Source organism: Rhizobium sp. No.120, assembly GCF_054558365.1.
In genome coordinates this window covers 568437-589603 of sequence record NZ_BAAJNQ010000001.1, presented here as the reverse complement: position 1 = coordinate 589603, position 21167 = coordinate 568437, and the positions used below count along the sequence as shown (strand labels likewise).

The following is a 21167-nucleotide window of genomic DNA, read 5'->3' as shown; positions in this document are numbered from 1 at the left end:
TTGTTATATCGTGGAAAGAAAGCGGCATCAGACCGTTCGGGGAGCAAAAATCGAGTGAGCAATGCGTCGAAGACAGTTTCGGACGTGATCAATGCGCGCTTTGACACCTTGACGCGCGCCGAAAAGCAGCTCGCCAAGAGCTTGCTCGACAACTATCCCGTTTCCGGATTGGGCAGCATCACCACCGTCGCCGAAAATGCCCGGGTTTCAACCCCCACAGTCGCCCGCATGGTGCAGAAACTCGGATACAAAGGCTATCCGGACTTCCAGGCCCATCTTCATCAAGAAGTCGAGGCGACGATCTCCAACCCGCTGACAAAGCACGATCGCTGGGCATCGAACGCTCCAGGCACCCACATCTTAAATCGCTTTGCCGATACAATCACAGGCAATCTGCGGCAGACCCTATCGGACCTCGACGTAGCGACTTTCGACAGCGTCGCAGCACTGCTGTCAGAAAGAAAACGCGCTCTTTATTTCGTGGGCGGCCGCATTACTGGGGCGCTTGCCGAATATTTTTTCACCCATATGCAGGTCATCCGGCCGAATACGACCTTGCTTTCCTCGAACTCAAGTGCCTGGCCGCAATATGTCCTGAACATGAATCCGGGCGATTTGCTCGTGATCTTCGATATCAGGCGCTACGAGCAGGAAATGGTCAATCTGGCGGCTGCCGCCCGCCGCCATGGCGCTGAAATCATCGTCTTCACCGATCAGTGGGCAACGCCGGCCGCTAAGCACGCCAAGCACACGTTCCGCGTGCAAATCGAGGCGCCATCCGCTTGGGATTCATCGGTCGTCACCCTGTTCATCGTCGAAGCTCTGATCGAAGCCGTCCAAAGCTCGACATGGGACGAAACGAGCGAGCGCATGAAGACACTGGAAGGTCTTTTCGAACAAACGAAGCTGTTTCGCAAGCTAAGCTGAAGGGGAATAAAACAGAAAATAACGGCCCGCGGAGAATGTGAAATACAGCGACTGTCATACTTGTCGATTAGAAGCAAAAATCGACTGCGTTTTCAGCAAACCCAACGCTTTGAAGCCGTCACACAAGCTTCATGTAACGTCATTAACAGCAACGCCAGACACTGAAAACCCAAAAGGAGGAAATGCAGTGATCTCGAAAATTCATCGTCTTCTGACAATCTCTACGGCGATGCTCGTCGCTTCGACGGCAATTGCCGCCGCAGAACCGAGCGCCGATCTCATCGCTGCCGCCAAGAAGGAAGGCACGCTGACCACCATCGCCCTGCCCCACAACTGGTGCGGTTATGGCGACCTGATCGCTGCGTTCAAGGCAAAATACGGCATTGAAGTCAACGAACTGAACCCGGATGCCGGTTCGGGCGATGAAGTCGAAGCAATCCGCGCCAACAAGGGCAACACCGGCCCGCAGGCTCCTGATGTGATCGACGTCGGTCTCTCCTTCGGCCCGACGGCCAAGAAGGAAGGCCTGCTGCAGCCGTACAAGGTGTCGACCTGGGATTCCATTCCGGACAGCGCCAAGGATGCCGAAGGCTACTGGTACGGCGACTATTACGGCGTTCTTTCCTTCGTCACCAATAAGGACGTTGTGAAGAACCCGCCGAAGGACTGGGCTGACCTCCTGAAGCCGGAATATGCCAACACCGTTTCGCTCGCCGGCGATCCGCGCACGTCGAACCAGGCCGTTCAGGCCGTCTACGCCGCCGGCCTCGCTGCCGGCGAGAAGGATGCCACCAAAGTCGGCGCCGCTGGCCTCGACTACTTCGCGAAGCTCAACAAGGCCGGCAACTTCGTTCCGGTCATCGGCAAGTCCGCTTCGCTGGCTCAGGGCGCAACGCCGATCGTCGTCGCCTGGGACTACAACGGTCTCTCCTGGCGCGACAGCCTGAACGGCAACCCGCCGGTTGACGTCACCGTTCCGGCCTCGGGCGTTATCGCTGGCGTCTACGTCCAGGCGATCTCGGCCTTCGCTCCGCACCCGAACGCTGCCAAGCTCTGGATGGAGTTCCTCTATTCCGACGAAGGCCAGATCGGCTGGCTGAAGGGCTATTGCCACCCGATCCGCTTCAACGACCTGGCAAAGAACAAGAAGGTCCCGCAGGAACTTCTCGACAAGCTGCCGCCGGCTGCCGCTTACGAAAAGGCCGTCTTCCCGACGCTCGATGAACAGGCTGCCGGCAAGACCGCCATCACCACTAAGTGGGATTCTGTCGTCGGTTCGAACGTACAGTAATCCGACCTCGCATGACCTCCCCGCTTCGGCGGGGAGGTTTTCCATTTTTTTCGACGCCGCGGATTGGACCAGTCATGAGCATCGTCACAACATCAACGGTCAGTTCCACTCCGATGATCAACAAACGCGTGGTCGTCGATTGGCTGGGCATCGCACCCTTCCTGATCTTCGCGCTGCTGTTTCTGATTCTGCCGACAATCTATTTGGTTGCAGGCGCCTTTCTGACGCCGGACGGCAGTCTGACGCTGAAGAATATCGGCGATCTGTTCACGCCGACGATCATGAGCGCCTATTGGATCAGTATCAAAATCTCGGTTGCTTCGGCGCTCGGTGGCGCGATCATCGGTTTTTACCTGGCTTGGGCGCTGGTCCTTGGCGGGCTTCCTACCTGGATCCGTCACGCCTTCCTGACCTTCTCAGGGGTCGCATCGAATTTCGCCGGCGTGCCACTGGCCTTCTCTTTCATCGCCACCCTGGGCCGCCAAGGTCTGGTCACGATATTGCTCGCTCACTTCGGCTTCAACCTCTACGGCACCGGCTTCAACCTGCTGAGCTTCTTCGGTCTGACCATTACCTACATGTACTTCCAGATTCCACTGATGGTGCTGATCATTACGCCCGCGCTCGACGGCATGAAGAAGGAATGGCACGAAGCCGCATCCATTCTCGGCGCAACTAATGGACAATATTGGTGGATGGTCGCCTTGCCGATCCTCTGGCCGAGCCTGCTAGGTACGACGCTGCTGCTGTTTGCAAATTCGTTCGGCGCCATCGCGACGGCAATTGCACTTACAGGCAGCTCGCTGAATATCGTTCCGATCGTACTTTATGCGCAGATTCGCGGCGACGTGCTGCACAATGCCAACCTGGGCTATGCACTGGCGCTCGGCATGATCGTCATCACCGGTATTTCGAACGTCATTTATATCTTGATGCGCATGCGCGCTGAACGGTGGCAGAAATGAAGCTGCAAAAATTCTTCGCCTGGATCGCCATTGCCATCGGTGCCATTTATTTCATCGTTCCGCTTATCGGCACGCTGGAATTCTCGCTGCGCATGCGGCGCAACGCTTACAGCTTCGACGCCTATGCCTCCGTTTTTTCGGATTTCGGCTTCATAACAGCCTTTGGCTTCTCCATGTTGATGGCGCTTCTGACCATCATCTTCGGCATGTTGCTCGTTGTGCCCACGGCCTATTGGGTGCGGTTGCGGTTGCCGCAGCTTCGGCCTCTCGTAGAATTCATCACGTTGATGCCGCTGGTCATTCCGGCCATCGTCATCGTGTTCGGTTATCTGCGACTCTATAATTCGTCGTCGATCCTGCCGCTGACCGGCTATAATTCGACGACGAACATTCTGCTCGTCTGCTCCTACATTGTCTTGTCGCTGCCCTATATGTATCGCTCGGTCGATACGGCGATGCGTACCATTGATGTCGGCACGCTGACGGAGGCCGCCGAAAGCCTTGGTGCAAAATGGACAACCATCATGTTCAAATGCATCTTTCCAAATGTGATGAGCGGTGTGCTTTCCGGAGCGTTTATCACCCTTGCGATCGTCATGGGCGAATTCACCATGGCATCGCTGCTCAACCGTCCCGCGTTCGGGCCTTACATGCAGCTCATGGGTGCCAACAGAGCTTACGAGCCCTCTGCTCTGGCCATTATCGCACTTGCCGTTACCTGGCTCAGCATGGGCTTGCTGCAGCTTGTTTCCCGTTTCTCAAAATCCGCTCCGATTAAGGCATAAGGCTTCTCACCATGGCTTTTCTCGAACTCACCCACATCAAGAAATCATTCGGCGAAGTTCAGGTCGTTCACGATTTCAATATGCAAATCGAGAAGGGAGAATTCATCTCCTTCCTTGGACCATCGGGCTGCGGCAAGACGACCGTGCTGCGCATGATCGCCGGTTTCGAAACGCCGACCGCCGGCACCCTGTCGATCAACGGCAAGGACCAGCGCGCCCTGAAGCCGAACCAACGCAATATCGGCATGGTCTTCCAGGCCTACGCGCTGTTCCCGAACATGACGGTGCACGACAACGTCGCCTTCGGCCTCAAGGTTGCAGGCATGGCGAAGCCCGACATCGACAAGCGCGTCAAGGAGATGCTTGCTCTCATCAAGCTCGACCATCTCGCCAGCCGTTATCCCTATCAGATGTCCGGGGGCCAACAGCAGCGCGTGGCACTTGCCCGCGCCATCGCTGTCAAGCCTCAGGTGCTTTTGCTTGATGAGCCGCTTTCGGCGCTTGACGCCAAGATCCGCGTCTCGCTGCGCGAAGAAATCCGCGCCATCCAACAGCAGCTCGGCATCACCACCGTTTTCGTGACCCACGACCAGGAAGAAGCCCTATCGATCTCCGATCGCATCGTCGTCATGAATGCCGGTCGCGCCGATCAGATCGGCACGCCTTTCGAGATCTACAACACGCCGGCAACCCGCTTCGTCGCCTCCTTCGTCGGCACGCTGAACCTGATCGAAGGCAAGGTCATCGATCCCGACAGCAACCGTATTATGATCGGCGATCAGGGCGTAACCCTGAAGCAGTCGGTGACGGCCTATAAGCCGGGCGATACTGTATCGCTTGCCCTGCGTCCGGAAGCCGGTTCGCTGGCGGAATCGGCCAAAGGCGATACGGCTCTCACGGGCGAAGTCTCTTCGGCACACTTCCTGGGCTCGGTCATCCGCACCCGCATGAATGTCGCCGGCAATACGATTTCCTTCGACATGTTCAATAGCCCGGGCATGATGCCTCCGAGCGTCGGCGAGAAGGTGACGCTGCGCTTCGCTTCTTCCGACCTGCTCGTCATTCAGGATTGAGTACGCCTCCGCGCTACCGGGAAACTTTGAAAAATTATTCGCAAACGCCGGGTCAAAAGCCCGGCGTTTTTCTTTGATTTTCCTGAGGCAAAACATCTATAGTTCACGCGTTCTCAGGGCGGGGTGCAATTCCCCACCGGCGGTATGGGGAGTTTCCTCGAGCCCGCGAGCGCCTTCCGAGATTTCGGAAGGGTCAGCAGATCCGGTGAGATGCCGGAGCCGACGGTATAGTCCGGATGGAAGAGAGCAAGCAGAATCGCACCTCCTCTGCGCGAGGGGTGCCGCGATCTTGCGTGTTCGCCCAAGGGATATTTGACAACAACCCTTGAAAGGCAAAATTCATGACCATTTCGATTTCTACCCAGCCGAGCCGCATCGCGATCATTCGGGCTCGTTGGCATGCCGATATTGTCGATCGTTCGGTCGACTCCTTCGTTGCCGAATGGCAAACAGTGGAAGGCGCATCGCCGATCGACATTTTCGATGTCCCCGGCGCGCTCGAAATTCCGCTGCACGCCCAGACGCTTGCACGCAATGGCCGTTATTCCGCAATCGTCGCCACCGCTTTCGTTGTCGACGGTGGCATCTATCGCCATGAGTTCGTTGCAAACACGGTTCTCGACGCCATGATGCGAGTCCAGCTGGACACCGGCGTGCCGATCCTCTCGGCAGTCCTGACCCCGCATCACTTCCAGGAGTCGGAAGCCCACATCCAGTTCTTCAAGGAACATTTCATCATCAAAGGCCGGGAAGCCGCCAGCGCCTGCCGCCATATTCTCGCGGAACGCGCCAAGCTGCTGCCAGCTGTCACAGTCTAAGCCTGCATAGTGGAGGCGCGGTGAAGACCCGCCTCCATGTCCACAAGGGAGAAACGTCAGTTGACCGTCCTACGCATCATCCCAAACCTGCCCGCCGCCGATCCCGCCACGGCCCGTCTTTTCTACCACGACCTGCTTGGCCTCGACATCGTCATGGATCACGGCTGGATCCTGACCTTCGCCTCCGAAGCGGCAACGGTGCCGCAGATCAGCGTCGCCAGCGAAGGCGGTTCGGGAACGCTCGTCCCCGACCTTTCCATCGAAGTCGACGATGTCGACACACTTTATCACCGCGCTACATCCATGGGCTTCGGCATATTGTATGATCTGACAGACGAACCTTGGGGCGTTCGCCGCTTCTATGTCCGCGACCCGTTCGGCAAGGTCGTCAATATCCTCTCACATCGCTAGTTCAAGCTCACGGAGAGCTTCAAGGGCTCCCCGAGAACCCTCACCGCAGATCGAGATTGAATGTGGTGCGCTCGGCCGGCCAGATCGATTCCGAATAGGTGATCGGCACTCCGTTGGTATCCGCATCCACCTTGCGCTTCACCAGAAGCGGCGTGGATTTCGGCTGGCGCAGGATCCGCGCCTCGTTGGCCGTCGGCATACGCGCCTCGATCTCCGTCGATAGCCTCTCATAGTCGGTGACGCCGTAGCTGGCGAGCGCTGCGGAGATTGTCGGATGCCGCAACCTAGTCTGATCGAAATCGGGAAAACGTTCGGCAGGATAATAGGAATCCCCCAATTCCACTGGAATACCGTCGGCCGTCATGACACCGCGACGATGGATAACCGGCGCGCCGATTGCGATCTTCAAATAGGCCGCGACGCGTTCGGTCGCCGGCACGATCTCGTGAACGAGCAGCTCGCCGCCCGGCTCGAACCCCTGCTCGATCAGGTTCTTGTGAAAACGGGTGCGTTTCGACAGCGTATAGTCGAGCACACCCCTATGAACGAAGGTTCCCCGCCCCTGTTCGGCGCGGACCAATCCACGCTGCTCCAAGTGCCCCAGCGCCTGGCGCACGGTGAAACGGCTGACGCCAAATCGCTGCATCAGCTCCGGCTCGGTTGGCAATTTCTCTCCGGGCGCGAAAGTCCCAGCGGCAATATCGGCCGCCAGGATCTCGCCGATCTGATGCCAGAGCGCGCTGCCGCCCTTTCGGTCGATCGTTTCCATATCAGATACGTTTCTCCAGCCGGAACAGCAGCTTGTATTCGGCTGGATAGCTCAACGCATCGAGAATGCTCGGATAATATTTTCGATCCTTGGTGGCACGCACAAAACCATCATAGCCGAAGCGCCTGACGGAAACATCAAAGCCTGCCGCCGTGAAGGCTTCGATATAGTCCTGTGGCGAGCGATTCTGCATGGGCGCATTGCTATTGTTGCCGATCAGATCGAGCCACTTCGGCCAAAGCGGCATTTCATTGTGGCACCCGGTCACAGCGTAATAGACGCCCCCATTGCGCAGGACCCGGAACATCCCCTCGGCATGCTCTCTCAACTCCGGCAGCAGATAGATCACCTCATAGCTGAAGGCCACGTCGAAACTGTCGGCAAAGGGCGCCAGATCGGTCGTGACATGAAACTGGAGCGGCATGTTGCCTGCAGCTTCGACAGCAGCAGCCACAGACTCCGAAGCGATATCGATGCCGACACCGCGTCGGAACGGCCGCATGGCATAAAGCAGCCGCAGAAAGCCGCCCCGGTTGCAGCCGAAATCCAGGACGGTCTTCGAAGAGAAATCCCGCTCCGGCACGGTCTCGATGAAGTGGCGCCAATAAGGGCTATGCGATTCTGCCATTGCGGCGTCGCCCTGTGGTTCCTTGTGCCAGGTTGCATAGGTCGTTGCTACGCTCGTCATGATGCTCTCGCTGTTAGAGTTAACCGACATCTTGATAGTCGAGCTCCATGACACTCATGTGAATTCGTCCGGACGACCGGACTAATAGTTATAACCCTTCACGTGTGATCGGTTGGCTCCTATTGCAGGCAGTCCACCATCCATTGCACGCCGAACCGATCCGTCAGCTTGCCGTAGTAGCTCCCCCAAGGCTGAACGGCGAGTGCTGTCGTCACCTTGCCGCCTTCTGCCAATCGCGCAAAAATCCTCTCGGCACTCTCGCGATCATCCACCATGAGCATATGAGCGGAACCTCTCATCGGCTCAGCATCATAATTGTCGGAGGCGAAGAACAAGACACCTGACCCCTCAAAGCGACCATGCATGACCCTGCCGCGCATCGCTTCATTGGCAAGTGGCACCACATCCGCACCATGACGGACCAACAGCGTCACTTGGCCGAGCCCGCAGGCGGTATAAAAGGCAAGCGCGTCCTCGCAATGCGTCGTAAAAAACAGATAATTGGCGAGTTGCATCTCCTGCCTCCCTTGTTGTCGGACGAGCGGCCCGCGCGGCCGCCCGGTATTGATGCCAATTACCCCGTCTCAGGCGCGATGAGCTTGGACATCAGTCGCTGCGGCGCTCGCAATGGCACCGACCAGATCGGCATTGCTGTAGCTTTGCCCAGCAATGCCCCAGGCTCCCTCGGGCGCATAAACTATATTCGACCAGATATGCTCACGCTTGATCCGCCCTTCGGCTGCCTGCTCGATGACATCGGTCGCCCTTGCAATGAAAGCGCGCTTGGCTTCGGCGGTCACGAGTGCGATTTCGGGCAGCTTGAGTTCGATGAATGCCGCGGCAACGGGCTTTCCGGCTGCCAGCACATGTTCGGCCGGAAGCACATTGATCGAGCCGATGACATTGGCCGTCATGAATTCATTCCCGGTCAAGCCGGCAACATCGAGAACTGCGTCCGTTAATCCGGCAAAGGCTTGCGCCTGTGCTTCGGATGAAAGCAGTCCTTCGGATACGGTGAGTGTAATGGGCATGAGGTATCTCCTTATTGGACCTGTGACGGCAATTGATATATACCGATCACTCTTTAACGATACATACCGATCACTCTCTATGCAAGCAATAAAGAGAGATCGCTCTCAATGGAGACGACAATGCGCTACAGTGCCGAACACAAGGAAGAGACCCGGACGCGAGTCGTTGCCGCTGCAGGGCAAGTTTTTCGAAGGGAAGGCTATGGCGGCGCAGGGATCGATGCGCTGACGAAAGCGGCCGGCGTTACCAACGGCGCCTTCTACGGACACTTCAAGTCCAAGAGCGAAGCCTTTCGCACTGCCATCATGGAGGGTTTGGAAGAATTACGCCAAGGAATCCTGACGCTTAGAGAAAATCGGCCGAAAGATTGGTTGAAGGCACTTGCCAGCTTCTACCTCGGCTACAAGCGCACTTGCGATCTCGGTGACAGCTGCACACTGCCAAGCCTCTCTCCCGATGTCATGCGCGCCGATGAGGAAACACGTCGCGTCTATACGGTGGAATTGAAGAAACTCATCGCCGACGTCGCCGCCGGCCTGCCGGAGAGCACAAGCTCTGGTGAAACAACGGCAGAGGATCGCGCCATCGTTCTTCTCGCTACGCTCAGCGGCGGCGTCACCATTGCTCGCGCTGTCTCCGATCCCGCCCTTTCCAGCCATATCGGCGAAGTCATAGAACGAGCTGCATTGGCAATAGGCAATCCCTCAAAGCCGCACGGCGAATAACCGATCGTAACATGCGGCAGGAGGCAGCTTACGCCCGGATCGCCTTGTCGTTCACATCGAAACGATGCATCTGATTCGCATCCGGGGTGGCATAAACCATCTCGTCCGGCTCGTATTTGTGTTCACCGAAGAGACGCGCGGTGAGAAGACCGGTGGCCTCCGACTCCAGATAGATGATCGTGTCCGCACCGAGATGCTCGACATGGATCACTTTGGCGGCCCATGTGCCCTGATCGCGCGACAGCGTGATATGCTCGGGGCGAATGCCCACGGTCTTGGCGCCGCTTTCGCCGAGACGCTCGGCCGCGATGAAATTCATCTGCGGCGAGCCGATGAAGCCGGCCACAAAGGTATTGGCGGGGCGGTTATAAAGCTCCATCGGCGAGCCGATCTGCTCGATCGCACCGGCATTGAGCACGACGATCTTATCGGCAAGCGTCATTGCCTCCACCTGATCGTGGGTAACGTAGATCATGGTTGCCTTGAGACTGCGATGCAACCGGGCGATCTCCAGACGGGTCTGGACACGCAGCGCCGCATCGAGGTTCGACAGCGGCTCGTCGAAGAGGAAGAGTTCTGGCTCGCGCACGATGGCGCGGCCGATGGCGACGCGCTGACGCTGGCCGCCGGAAAGTTCGGCCGGACGACGAGCGAGATAGGGCGCAAGCGAGAGCATGCCGGAAGCCTTTTCGACGCGGCTGTCGATTTCCGCCTTCGCAGTGCCGGCCTGCTTGAGACCCAAGCCCATATTGTCCTTGACGGTCAGATGGGGATAGAGCGCATAGGACTGGAAAACCATCGAGATGCCACGCTTGGCAGGCGGCGTCACGGTCACATCTTGGCCGTTGATCAGCACCGCACCGGAGGTCACGTCTTCGAGACCTGCTATGCTGCGCAGCAGGGTCGACTTGCCGCAGCCGGAGGGGCCGACGAAGATGACGAACTCACCGTCCCTCACCTCGAGGTCGATGCCCTTCAGCACGTCATGCGTACCATAGGCCTTGCGGATGGATTTCAGTTGAAGCGATCCCACAGTCTTTTGTCCTTATAGATAAACGGGCTTGCTGGTGCGTACGCTCTCATCGGCGGCGAGGCATATGCGCAGCGATTGAACGGCATCGGCCATATGGCGATTGAGGTCGAGATCCTCGCGGATGGCCTTCAGCATGAAGGCCTGCTCGAAGTCGCAGAGCTCCTGATGGCCTGGCTCGCCATCCATGTGCAGGTCTTGATCCGGCCGGATGAACTGGCCATTCGGGCCAGTTTCGGCGCTATGCAGCCGAATGACCGAGGTCTTGGTGTGCATGTCGATATCATCGGACTTGGCGTTCTGATCCATGACGATCGACACCGAGCCGTTCGGCGACATCACATCCTTCACGAAGAATGCGGTTTCCGAAATCATCGGCCCCCAGCCGGCTTCGTACCAGCCGACAGAGCCATCCTCGAATATCACCTGCAGATGACCATAGTTGTACATGTCCGGCTTTATCTCCTGCGATAGCCGCAGGCCCATGCCGCGCACTTCGACTGGCTTGGCATCGGTGATCTGGCACATGACGTCGACGTAATGCACGCCGCAATCGACGATCGGCGAGGTCGTGCGCATCAGCGCCTTGTGCGTCTCCCAGGTCGGGCCGCTCGATTGCTGATTAAGGTTCATGCGGAAGACATAGGGGCCGCCGAGCTTGCGGGCTTCGGCGATCAGCCGCATCCACGAGGGATGGTGACGCAGGATATAGCCGATTGCCAGCTTCTTGCCGGCCGTCTTGGCGGCAGCGACGACGCGTTCGGCATCCTCCACCGTAGTGGCCAGCGGCTTCTCGACGAAGACATGGCAGCCGGCTTCGAAGGCCATGACGGCGAAATCGGCGTGGCTGTCGGAATAGGTATTGATGGAGCAAAGATCCGGCTTCAACTCCTTCAATGCCACCTCGAAATCCGGATGGATCGTATATCCCCGCAACGCCTCGGGCAGTTCCGGCTTGGAGCGGTTGACGAGACCGACAATCTCGAAGCCGGGATTATTATGATAGGCCAGCGCATGGCTGCGACCCATATTGCCAAGGCCGGCAACGAGAACGCGGATCGGCTTTTCGGATGGGCTCACTTGACTGCTCCCGAGGTAATGCCGCGAATGAGTTGACGCGAAAAGATGACGTAAAGGATGAGGATTGGCAGGATGGCGAGCGTCAACGCTGCCAGCACCGCATTCCAGTTGGTCACGAACTGGCCGATGAAGATCTGCGATCCGAGGGTCACGGTCTTGGTCGCTTCGCTCGGCGCCAGGATCAACGGGAACCAAAGATCGTTCCAGATCGGGATCATGGTAAAGACGGCAACCGTCGCCATGGCCGGGCGGACCAGCGGCAGGACCAGGCGGAAGAAGATCGCGTATTCGCTGAGACCGTCGATGCGGCCGGCATTCTTCAGGTCGTCCGAAACCGTGCGCATGAACTCAGACAGGATGAAGATCGCGAGAGGCAAGCCTTGCGCCGTATAGACGAGGATCAGTGCCGTCAGCGTGTTGACGAGGCCGGCAGCCACCATGCCCTGCAGGATCGCGACCGTACCAAGACGGATCGGGATCATGATGCCGATCGCCATATAAAGACCCATGACCGTATTGCCGCGGAAACGATATTCCGACAGCGCAAAGGCAGCCATGGCACCGAACAACAGCGTCAGGATGATCGAGACGATCGTCACGATGAAGCTATTCTGGAAATAGGTCAGGAAATCTCCCTGCCTTAGAACGGTATCATAACCGATCATGCTGAAGGAGGATGGTGTCGGGACACTCAAGGGCGCACGGAAGATCGACGCGCGATCCTTGAAGGAGTTGATGACGGTCAGAAACACCGGAAAGATGGCGACCAGCGTATAGGCAATAAGCGCCAGATGGACGAAGCCAGTGCGGACAAGGGAAGTGCGTGCCTTGGACATGGAGCGCCCTCCTCAGAACTGATAGCGGCGGATGCGCCGCTGGACGATGAAAAGATAGAAGGACACACCGGCCAGGATGATCAGGAACATCACCGTCGCAATCGTCGCGCCCATCGAGCGGTCGCCCAGCTGCAGCTGGAAGCCGAAGAAGACGCGGTAGAGCAGCGTGCCGAGAATATCCGTCGAGCCGTCCGGCCCCGCCAACGCACCCTGCACGGTATAAACCAAGTCGAACGCGTTGAAATTACCGACGAATGTTAGGATCGAAATGATGCCGATTGCCGGCAGAACCAGCGGCAGCTTGATCTTCCAGAACTGGCTCCAGCCGGTAATGCCGTCGCATTCGGCGGCTTCGATGACCTCTTCAGGGATATTGAGCAGCGCGGCATAGATCAGCATCATCGGGATGCCGACATATTGCCAGACTGAGATCAGGGCCACGGCGATCAACGCCGTGCTGGGCTTGCCGAGCCAGGGCGCGAAAACCGATTTCAGACCTATCACGTTCAACAGCTCGGGTGCGACGCCCCAGAGTGGTGAGAGGATCAGCTTCCAGATGAAGCCGACAACGACGAAAGAGAGCAGCGTCGGCAGGAAAATGGCCGTGCGGTAGAAGGCGACGAAGCGCAGCTTCGGCAGGGACAGGAGTGCTGCCAGCGCGACACCGATCGGATTCTGCACGCACATATGGATGGCAAAGAAGATCAGGTTGTTGCGCAGCGCATTCCAGAAATCATGCGCCCACCGTTCATCGCCGAACAGGACCTTGAAATTATTGAGCCCGACGAAGACGGACTGATTGTCGACGACATTATAAAGCGACAGCCGCAATGTCTCGATCAGCGGCAAGATCATAACCGCCGTATAGACAACGAAGGCCGGGAAAAGGAAAACGAGGATGTGCCAGCGCTTGGAGCGCCTGATCGGCGTGACCTCAAGGGCATCTGATGTCGCGGCGTCGCTCATGGCTTTCTGCCTGTTTTTCTTGGCTGCTTGGTGAGGCGGCAGCTCAATGGTTCAAATCCGCCCGCTGCCCGGCCCTGCAACCGAATGAAAACAACATCAGGCGTGTCGAATGCAAAGGCGAACGATCGCCAATCCGATTATCTAAATAACGAAAAGGGCGAGGAGCCTGAAGACCCCTAGCCCGTAGAACTCAGCCGTTACTTGCCGGGCTTATACCAGCTGTCGAGGCCCTTCTGGAGCTTCTTGGCAGCATCGTCCGGCGTATCCGTGCCGTTGATCACGTTTGCGGATTCGGTCCAGGTTTCATTTTCCAGGTTCGGCGTACCGCGCGACAGGATCTGATAGGTCGAGCGAACGGTCGACTTGTGATTGTCACGCCAGGAAACGAATTCCTGCGCAAGCGCATCGCTCATCTTTACCGGGTGCGAGTTCAGGCTGAAGAAGCCCGGCAGCGAGTTGGCGTAGATGTTGGCAAACTCGTCGGAAGCGACCCAGCTCAGGAACTTCTTCGCTTCTTCCTGATGCTTGCTCTTAGCGTTCAGGCCGACGCCGATATCCGGATGGTCGGAAATATAGGCGGTGTCACCAGCCTTGGCGACCGGCGGCGGGAATGCACCCATCTTGAACTGAGCCTGGGTGTTGAAGAGAGCAATTTCCCAGGAACCAGCCGGATAGATCGCGGCCTTGCCGAGTGTGAAGAGGTTCTGGCTATCGGAATAGCTTTGTGCTTCGAAGCCGTCGCCGAGATAGGGCTTCCACTTGGCCAGCTCCTTGTAAGGGTCGACCCACGGTGCGTCCGTGAGCTTTTCCTTGCCAGCGATGAGAGCCTTGCGGCCTTCCTCACCCTTCCAGTAGTTCGGACCGATATTCTGGTAGCCCATGGTTGCGGCTTCCCAGAGGTCCTTCGTGCCCATGGCCATCGGGATGTAGGTGCCGTCGGCCTTGATCTTGTCGAGAGCGGCGAAGAACTCGTCACGCGTCGCCGGCACTTTGAGCCCGAGCTTGTCGAAGGCGTCCTTGTTGTAGATGAAGCCATGGATGACGGAAGCCATTGGAACGCAGAAGGTGGACTTACCGTCATCGGTCGACCATGCGGCCTTTGCGACAGATGAGAAGTTTTCCATACCCTTCAGGCTCGTCAGATCGACAAGATGCTTCTTGTTGAAGAGGTCGAGCGAAGCATCGAATGGACGGCAGGTGATGATGTCACCTGCGGAACCTGCATCGAGCTTGGCGTTCAGCGATGCATTGTATTCAGTCGGCGCCGTTGGCGAGAAGACGATCTTAATGCCCGGATTCTTCGCCTCGAAAGCCGGGATGATCTTTTCCTGCCAGATCTGCAGGTCGTCGTTACGCCAGCTTTCAACCGTCAGCGTCACATCGGCCGCATGTGCCAGGCTGACTGAGGTCAGCAAGCTCGATGCGAGAAGCAAGCCTTTCAGAACATTGGTTTTCATTTCCCTCTCCTGTTTTCCGCGCCATAGCAAGGCGCTGTTCTCGATCTGAAAATCCGCTGGCCTATCCGAGGAAACGGTCAGCGCTCCAAAGGGACCGGCAATCCTGCCGACCCCTCGATGCAAAAGGCTTCAAAGGCATCGGCCCATCAGCCAGATCAACTGCCACCTGCCGCCATTGGGCGGAACGCTGCAAGAACCACATGGGAAACTCATGACGAACGCCGAAGCGAGATCCTCCTGATCTTGACGGCTTGAGACAACGAGGAGGTGCATGCCTTTTCGCCTTGTCCACCCGCTGTTGTTCTTTTGCTGGCTTCGCCGATGTCTATTCGCTCTGTTCCCTTGAACTGAATTAAGGCCAAAAAAATACCAATTGTCCAGCCGAATTTAACCTTCAGGCTCAAAAAGATTGAAGTCCATTAATTTATATAGATAATTCAATAGGATGAAAACAAACAAAAATGCCCGCCTTACCTATTGGTAAATGGTATTTTTTTGGTATTGTATATAAAACGGGGAACAGGCGGCATCCGGAGGCATGATGGGGCAGTTTGCGATTGGTATCGATGGCGGCGGCACGAGTTGTCGTGCAGCCATTATAGATCATAGCGGGCAGGTGCTCGGTACCGGCAAGGCGGGCGCGGCGAACATTCTCTCGGATCTGGAAAACTCGCTGGTCCATATCGTCGCTTCGGCAAAAAAAGCATTGATCGATGCTAGGCTCGCCCCCGATTTGCTGCAGACGCTACCTGCCGTCATCGGAACCGCAGGAGCCAATATCGGCAACTACGGCAAACAGGTAGAAGGCGCCCTGCCCTTTGCAAGCACGCGTGTCGTCACAGATGCAACGATAGCGCTGCAGGGCGCACTTGGCGATGCCGACGGGATCATCGGCGCTTTCGGCACCGGCTCCGTCTACAACGCCCGCCGCGACGGCAGCATTTGGGGCATCGGCGGCTGGGGTTTCGTCATTGGCGATCAGGCGAGCGGCGCCCGCCTCGGCCGTGATCTGCTGGAAAGAGCACTTCTGGCGCATGACCGGGTGACGCCGGCCTCAGCACTGACGGCATCGATCATGGCGGAATACGGCAATGATCCTGAACGGATCGTAGAATTTGCGCACGCCTCCAAGCCGAAGGATTTCGCCCGCTACGCCCCTGTTATCTTCGAATATGCAGGCCTGGAGGATGCGGTCGCCATCGACATCGTGAGAGCTGCGGCCAAATCGATAACCGAAAGCCTGGACGCGCTGCTTTGGCCGGAATGCCCGTCGATTTGCCTTCTCGGCGGACTTGCCCAAGCCTATCGTCCCTGGCTTGATGAACGCCACAAGGCGATTCTCGCGGAGCCAAGAGGGGACGTTCTGCGCGGAGCAGTAGAACTGGCGGCGAAATTGCTGCGGGGTGGAGAGGAAAACAGGGCATGACCGAAGATTTGAGCGCGATCTTCTCGCCGGAGCGCCTTTCCGGAGGTGGGACGGGTCCGCTTTATGTTAAACTAAGACGCACGCTGGAAGAGGCTGTGAAGGTCGGTAGACTGAAGCATGGGGACGCGCTTCCCCCTGAGCGCGACATTGCCGAATTCGCTGCGGTCAGCCGCGTCACGGTGCGCAAGGCGATCGACGACCTTGTGGCTGAAGGCATCCTCGTTCGTCGCCACGGCTCGGGTACATTCGTCGCAAAGCCCGTTTCCAAGGTGGAGCAGCGGCTTTCGCAGCTGACATCGTTTACTGAGGACATGGCGAGGCGCGGGATGACGGCTCGTTCGGAATGGCTGCACAAGGGTATTCACACGCCCTCCCCGGATGAAATGATGATCCTCGGCCTTGCCGCCGACACAAAGGTATCGCGGCTGAGCCGTCTCCGCATCGCGGACGATCAGCCACTGGCGATCGAGCATGCCAGTGTCTCCGGCGAATTCCTGCCGGATCCGTCTGTCGTGACCACATCGCTCTACGCGGAGCTGGAAAAGCGTCAGGTGCGCCCTGTTCGTGCGGTGCAGCGCATATCCGCGACCAACATGAAGGAGGCCGATGCGGGCTTGCTCGGCGTTCCCGTCGGCGCGGCCGGCCTTTCGATCGAGCGCATCTCCTATCTCGGTTCCGGCCGGGCAGTGGAATTCACACGGTCGCTCTATCGCGGTGACGCCTATGACTTCGTCGCGGAACTGACGATCGGCGCGAACTAACGACGCCTGCGAAACCGTAAAAATCCCAGAATCAAAAAAACGCCACCCCAACCGAATGGCTGAGGTGGCGCTTGTATATAGAATCAAATTCTAAATTAAACACTGCAAGTCTTTGACATGACTCGCGATCAGGCCGCGTCATCGACCGGGGCTTCACGCTTCTCCGGCACATAGTTGAGAACCGGCCCCAACCAGCGCTCCACCTCGCCCACGGCCATGCCCTTGCGGGCAGCGTAATCTTCCACCTGATCGCGCTCGATCTTGGCGACGCCGAAATAGTAGGATGACGGGTGAGCGATATAGATGCCCGAAACGGAAGAGCCCGGCCACATCGCATAGCTTTCCGTGAGCTTTACGCCCGTTGTCGCTTCGGCATCCAGCAGGCGGAAAAGCGTATCCTTCTCAGTGTGGTCTGGCTGCGCCGGATAGCCCGGTGCAGGACGGATACCGGCATAGGCTTCGAGAACAAGTTCCTCGCTTGAGAAATTCTCGTCCGGGGCATAACCCCAGAACTCACGCCGCACTCGCTCATGCATTCGCTCGGCAAAGGCTTCTGCAAAACGGTCAGCCAGCGCCTTGACGAGGATCGACGAATAATCATCATTGGCACGCTCGAAGCGCTCGGCGATGGTCATCTCTTCAATGCCGGCCGTGACGACGAAGCCACCAACATAATCACCGATGCCACTGGAAACCGGTGCGACAAAGTCCGATAGAGCAACATTGGGCCGGCCGTCGCGCTTCGACAGCTGCTGGCGCAGCGTATAGAAAGTCGCAAGTTCCTCCTTACGGCTTTCATCCGTGAAAAGCCTGATATCGTCTCCGACCGCGCCCGCCGGCCAGAAGCCGATAACCGCGCGTGGGCGGAACCAGTTTTCCGCGATGATCTTCTCCAGCATCGCCTGTGCGTCGCCATAGAGCTGCCGTGCCGCCTCCCCCTGCTTCTCGTCCTCGAGAATGGCTGGGAAACGCCCCTTGAGTTCCCAGGTCTGAAAGAACGGCGTCCAGTCGATATATTTCGCTAGTTCAGCCAGATCGTAGGTCTCGAATACCTTGGTTCCGAAGAACTGTGGCCTGACGGGCTTATAGCCCGACCAATCCACTTTTTCGGCATTCTCACGCGCTCTTGCGATCGGCAGGCGTACCTTCTCGGCCTCGCTCCGCGCATGCGCGGCAGCAACCTTGGAATATTCGGCTCGGACGGTATCGATATAGGCTTGTCGCGCGTCGGGCGACAGCAAAGCTGAGACAACACCGACAGCACGACTTGCATCCGTCACATAGACCGTCTGCCCGCGATGATAGCTCGGATGGATCTTCACCGCCGTATGGACACGACTGGTGGTTGCGCCGCCGATAAGCAGCGGAATATCGAAGCCCTGCCGCTCCATCTCCGCAGCAACATGCACCATCTCGTCCAATGATGGCGTGATCAATCCCGACAAGCCGATGATGTCGACCTTTTCGGCGACCGCCGTTTCCAGTATCTTCGCTGCCGGCACCATGACGCCAAGATCGATGATCTCGTAATTGTTGCAGGCGAGTACGACGCCGACGATATTCTTGCCGATGTCGTGCACGTCGCCCTTGACGGTCGCCATCAGCACTTTGCCGGCTGACTGCCGCTCGCTGCTACCGCCATTGGCGAGCTTTTCGGCTTCCATATAAGGCAGCAGCACGGCAACCGCCTGCTTCATGACACGGGCGGACTTCACCACCTGCGGCAGGAACATCTTGCCCGAACCAAAAAGGTCGCCGACGACATTCATACCAGCCATCAAAGGACCTTCGATGACATGCAGCGGCCGCTCGGTGGCCTGACGCGCCTCCTCGGTATCGGCTTCGATGTACTCGGTAATGCCATTGACCAGCGCATGCTCGAGCCGTTTCTCGACCGACCATTCACGCCAGGAAAGATCCTGCGCCTTGGCCTCTTTGCTGCCAGACCCACGGAAACGCTCGGCGATTTCTAGCAGGCGCTCCGTGCCGTCGGGGCGGCGGTTGAGCACAACGTCCTCGCAGGCTTCCCGCAATTCCGGATCGATATTATCGTAAACGGCGAGCTGCCCGGCATTGACGATGCCCATGTCCATACCCGCTTGAATGGCGTGGTACAGGAATACGGCATGCATGGCCTCGCGAACGGGTTCGTTGCCACGGAATGAAAAGGATAGGTTTGAGACGCCGCCGGAAATATGAACCAGCGGCATGGTTTTCCGGATCGTCCTCGTCGCTTCGATGAAGTCGACTCCGTAATTATTGTGTTCTTCGATACCGGTCGCCACAGCGAAGATGTTCGGATCGAAGATAATATCTTCCGGCGACAGGCCCGCCACTTCCGTCAGCAGCTTGTAGGCACGCGAGCAGATCTCGACTTTGCGCTCATAGCTGTCCGCCTGCCCTTGTTCATCGAACGCCATCACGACGACGGCCGCGCCGTACATCCTCATCAAACGAGCCTGCTTGAGGAAGTTCTCCTCGCCTTCCTTCAGAGAGATGGAATTGACGATCGGTTTGCCTTGAACGCATTTCAGGCCGGCCTCGATGATTGAGAACTTCGAACTGTCGATCATGACAGGAACACGGGCAATATCCGGTTCGGCGGCGATGAGGTTGAGAAACTCTACCATCGCCTTTTCGGAATCGATCAGGCCCTCATCCATATTGATGTCGATCACCTGCGCACCGTTCTCGACCTGGTCGCGGGCGACGCTAAGTGCAGCCGTGTAATCGGCATTGGTGATGAGCTTGCGGAATTTCGCCGAGCCGGTGACGTTCGTGCGCTCGCCGACATTGACGAAGGGAATGTCCTTGGTGAGCTCGAACGGCTCCAACCCGGAAAGCGACATGAATGGACGATGTTCGGCAAGCTGGCGCGGCGGATATTTCGAAACCGCCTGAGCTATCGCCGCAATATGCTCTGGCGTCGATCCGCAGCAGCCGCCAACGATATTGACGAGTCCTTCGCGCGCAAACTCTTCGACCTGGGCCGCCATCATCTCTGGCGTTTCATCATACTGACCGAATTCGTTCGGCAAACCGGCATTCGGATAGGCGCAGATGAAGGTGTCCGCAACCGCCGAAAGCTCCTGCAGATGCGGCCGCATCGCGTTAGCCCCGAGCGCACAATTGAGACCAATCGTGAAGGGGCTGGCATGGCGCACGGAATTCCAGAATGCCGACGGTGTCTGGCCAGACAGCGTGCGGCCGGAAAGATCGGTAATCGTGCCCGAAATCATGACGGGCAAATGGATACCCTTGGCCTCGAAGCGCTCTTCGCAAGCAAAGATCGCCGCCTTGGCGTTCAGCGTATCGAAAATCGTTTCGATCAGGATGATATCAGCGCCGCCGTCGATCAGACCATCGATCTGCTCGCCATAGGCCAGCCGCAGATCATCGAACGTCACCGCACGATAACCAGGATTGTTGACATCGGGGGAAATGGACGCTGTCCGATTGGTCGGACCGATCGCACCGGCCACGAAACGGCGCTTTCCATCCTCGCGCTCGGCGCGGAGTGCGGCTCGGCGCACGATTTCCGCGCCTTCCTTGTTGAGATCGTAAACCGCCCCTTCCATCTGGTAATCCGCCTGCGCGATGCTGGTGGAGGAAAAAGTGTTGGTCTCAAGGATATCCGCACCGGCCTTGGCATAGCGATAATGAATATCCTCAATCGCATCAGGCTGAGTCAGAATGAGAAGGTCGTTGTTGCCTTTCTGGTGGCACCCACAGCCGATGAAACGATGCCCTCGAAACTGATCCTCATCGAACCCAAGGCCCTGGATTTGCGTGCCCATAGCGCCATCAAGGACGAGGATTCGTTCGCTCGCAGCCTTTTTCAAAGCTTTGAACACCTCGCTGCCGTCTCGCTTCGCCGTTTCCGAACCAAAAAGATTGTCAAACATAAGCGAATTCCTCTGGCCTGATTGCGACTCCTCAAACAAATCACATAAAGATATCTTTATGTCAACATATCTATGCTTTCACCTATCAGTCAGCAAGCACGATGCTTTCCTACTCCAGGCTATTTTAGGAAAATAACCGCGCCTCTCGACCAATTGCCCATCCGACCATGGACAATGCGGTGCTGACGACACAGTTTCATCTATAACGCCATGACAGCGCTT

The 21167-nt window shown here is 57.6% G+C and carries 20 protein-coding genes and 1 riboswitch; of the genes, 10 read left to right on the top strand and 10 right to left on the bottom strand.

Going from position 1 to position 21167, the window contains the following annotated elements; translation table 11 throughout:
• The first annotated feature begins 54 nt into the window (after nucleotides 1-54).
• The 7 genes from ACYJRZ_RS02945 (at nucleotide 55) to ACYJRZ_RS02915 (ending at nucleotide 6270) form a co-directional block, all read left to right on the top strand.
• Nucleotides 55-927 carry a MurR/RpiR family transcriptional regulator gene (locus tag ACYJRZ_RS02945; RefSeq protein ID WP_015340394.1) on the top strand — a complete coding sequence of 291 codons (873 nt, stop codon included), beginning with the start codon at nucleotides 55-57 and terminating at the stop codon, nucleotides 925-927.
• 187 nt (nucleotides 928-1114) lie between these two features.
• Nucleotides 1115-2218 carry an ABC transporter substrate-binding protein gene (locus ACYJRZ_RS02940; RefSeq protein WP_459455912.1) on the top strand — a complete coding sequence of 368 codons (1104 nt, stop codon included), beginning with the start codon at nucleotides 1115-1117 and terminating at the stop codon, nucleotides 2216-2218.
• Nucleotides 2219-2292: 74 nt separating this feature from the next.
• On the top strand, nucleotides 2293-3183 hold the full coding sequence (locus ACYJRZ_RS02935) for an ABC transporter permease (RefSeq protein WP_459455910.1): 891 nt from the start codon (nucleotides 2293-2295) through the stop codon (nucleotides 3181-3183).
• Nucleotides 3180-3968, top strand: a complete 789-nt coding sequence (locus tag ACYJRZ_RS02930; protein ID WP_459455908.1) for an ABC transporter permease — start codon at nucleotides 3180-3182, stop codon at nucleotides 3966-3968. The genes ACYJRZ_RS02935 and ACYJRZ_RS02930 overlap by 4 nt, the downstream gene beginning before the upstream one ends.
• Nucleotides 3969-3979: 11 nt before the next feature.
• Entirely contained in the window at nucleotides 3980-5041 is a 1062-nt protein-coding gene (locus ACYJRZ_RS02925; RefSeq protein ID WP_459455906.1) for an ABC transporter ATP-binding protein, read from the top strand.
• A gap of 105 nt (nucleotides 5042-5146) precedes the next feature.
• Nucleotides 5147-5293, top strand: a riboswitch (FMN riboswitch).
• An 89-nt stretch (nucleotides 5294-5382) separates the two neighbouring features.
• Nucleotides 5383-5859 (top strand): 6,7-dimethyl-8-ribityllumazine synthase, encoded by a 477-nt coding sequence (locus ACYJRZ_RS02920; protein ID WP_459455904.1) that lies wholly within the window; start codon nucleotides 5383-5385, stop codon nucleotides 5857-5859.
• 60 nt (nucleotides 5860-5919) lie between these two features.
• On the top strand, nucleotides 5920-6270 hold the full coding sequence (locus tag ACYJRZ_RS02915) for a VOC family protein (RefSeq protein WP_459455902.1): 351 nt from the start codon (nucleotides 5920-5922) through the stop codon (nucleotides 6268-6270).
• 40 nt (nucleotides 6271-6310) lie between these two features.
• Here ACYJRZ_RS02915 and phnF read toward each other — a convergent pair whose 3' ends face one another.
• The 4 genes from phnF to ACYJRZ_RS02895 form a co-directional block, all read right to left on the bottom strand.
• Nucleotides 6311-7039 (bottom strand): phosphonate metabolism transcriptional regulator PhnF, encoded by a 729-nt coding sequence (phnF, locus tag ACYJRZ_RS02910; RefSeq protein WP_459455900.1) that lies wholly within the window; start codon nucleotides 7037-7039, stop codon nucleotides 6311-6313.
• 1 nt (nucleotide 7040) lies between these two features.
• Entirely contained in the window at nucleotides 7041-7727 is a 687-nt protein-coding gene (locus tag ACYJRZ_RS02905; protein ID WP_459455898.1) for a class I SAM-dependent methyltransferase, read from the bottom strand.
• A 119-nt stretch (nucleotides 7728-7846) separates the two neighbouring features.
• On the bottom strand, nucleotides 7847-8242 hold the full coding sequence (locus ACYJRZ_RS02900; protein WP_459455896.1) for a VOC family protein: 396 nt from the start codon (nucleotides 8240-8242) through the stop codon (nucleotides 7847-7849).
• 69 nt (nucleotides 8243-8311) lie between these two features.
• Complete coding sequence (locus ACYJRZ_RS02895) at nucleotides 8312-8758, bottom strand: tautomerase family protein (protein WP_459455894.1); 447 nt, start codon at nucleotides 8756-8758, stop codon at nucleotides 8312-8314.
• A 120-nt stretch (nucleotides 8759-8878) separates the two neighbouring features.
• Here ACYJRZ_RS02895 and ACYJRZ_RS02890 point away from each other — a divergent pair, with 120 nt between their 5' ends.
• Nucleotides 8879-9484: a TetR/AcrR family transcriptional regulator gene (locus ACYJRZ_RS02890; protein WP_459455892.1), complete on the top strand. Its 606-nt coding sequence runs from the start codon at nucleotides 8879-8881 to the stop codon at nucleotides 9482-9484.
• Between the two features lie 28 nt (nucleotides 9485-9512).
• Here the strand turns inward: ACYJRZ_RS02890 and ACYJRZ_RS02885 are convergent, their stop codons facing one another.
• The 5 genes from ACYJRZ_RS02885 to ACYJRZ_RS02865 form a co-directional block, all read right to left on the bottom strand.
• Nucleotides 9513-10517 carry an ABC transporter ATP-binding protein gene (locus ACYJRZ_RS02885; RefSeq protein ID WP_459455890.1) on the bottom strand — a complete coding sequence of 335 codons (1005 nt, stop codon included), beginning with the start codon at nucleotides 10515-10517 and terminating at the stop codon, nucleotides 9513-9515.
• A gap of 12 nt (nucleotides 10518-10529) precedes the next feature.
• Nucleotides 10530-11594, bottom strand: a complete 1065-nt coding sequence (locus tag ACYJRZ_RS02880) for a Gfo/Idh/MocA family protein (protein WP_459455888.1) — start codon at nucleotides 11592-11594, stop codon at nucleotides 10530-10532.
• Complete coding sequence (locus ACYJRZ_RS02875) at nucleotides 11591-12430, bottom strand: carbohydrate ABC transporter permease (RefSeq protein WP_459455886.1); 840 nt, start codon at nucleotides 12428-12430, stop codon at nucleotides 11591-11593. Before ACYJRZ_RS02875 ends, ACYJRZ_RS02880 begins: the two co-directional genes overlap by 4 nt.
• A gap of 12 nt (nucleotides 12431-12442) precedes the next feature.
• Nucleotides 12443-13396, bottom strand: a complete 954-nt coding sequence (locus tag ACYJRZ_RS02870) for a carbohydrate ABC transporter permease (RefSeq protein WP_459455884.1) — start codon at nucleotides 13394-13396, stop codon at nucleotides 12443-12445.
• 197 nt (nucleotides 13397-13593) lie between these two features.
• Entirely contained in the window at nucleotides 13594-14853 is a 1260-nt protein-coding gene (locus tag ACYJRZ_RS02865) for an ABC transporter substrate-binding protein (RefSeq protein ID WP_459455882.1), read from the bottom strand.
• 541 nt (nucleotides 14854-15394) lie between these two features.
• Here ACYJRZ_RS02865 and ACYJRZ_RS02860 point away from each other — a divergent pair.
• Nucleotides 15395-16279, top strand: a complete 885-nt coding sequence (locus ACYJRZ_RS02860) for a glucosamine kinase nucleotide-binding domain-containing protein (RefSeq protein WP_459456920.1) — start codon at nucleotides 15395-15397, stop codon at nucleotides 16277-16279.
• Nucleotides 16276-17040, top strand: coding sequence for a GntR family transcriptional regulator (locus ACYJRZ_RS02855; RefSeq protein ID WP_047631969.1), 765 nt, complete (start codon nucleotides 16276-16278; stop codon nucleotides 17038-17040). The genes ACYJRZ_RS02860 and ACYJRZ_RS02855 overlap by 4 nt, the downstream gene beginning before the upstream one ends.
• 128 nt (nucleotides 17041-17168) lie before the next feature.
• Here ACYJRZ_RS02855 and metH read toward each other — a convergent pair whose 3' ends face one another.
• On the bottom strand, nucleotides 17169-20945 hold the full coding sequence (metH, locus tag ACYJRZ_RS02850; protein ID WP_459455879.1) for a methionine synthase: 3777 nt from the start codon (nucleotides 20943-20945) through the stop codon (nucleotides 17169-17171).
• Nucleotides 20946-21167 lie beyond the last annotated feature (222 nt).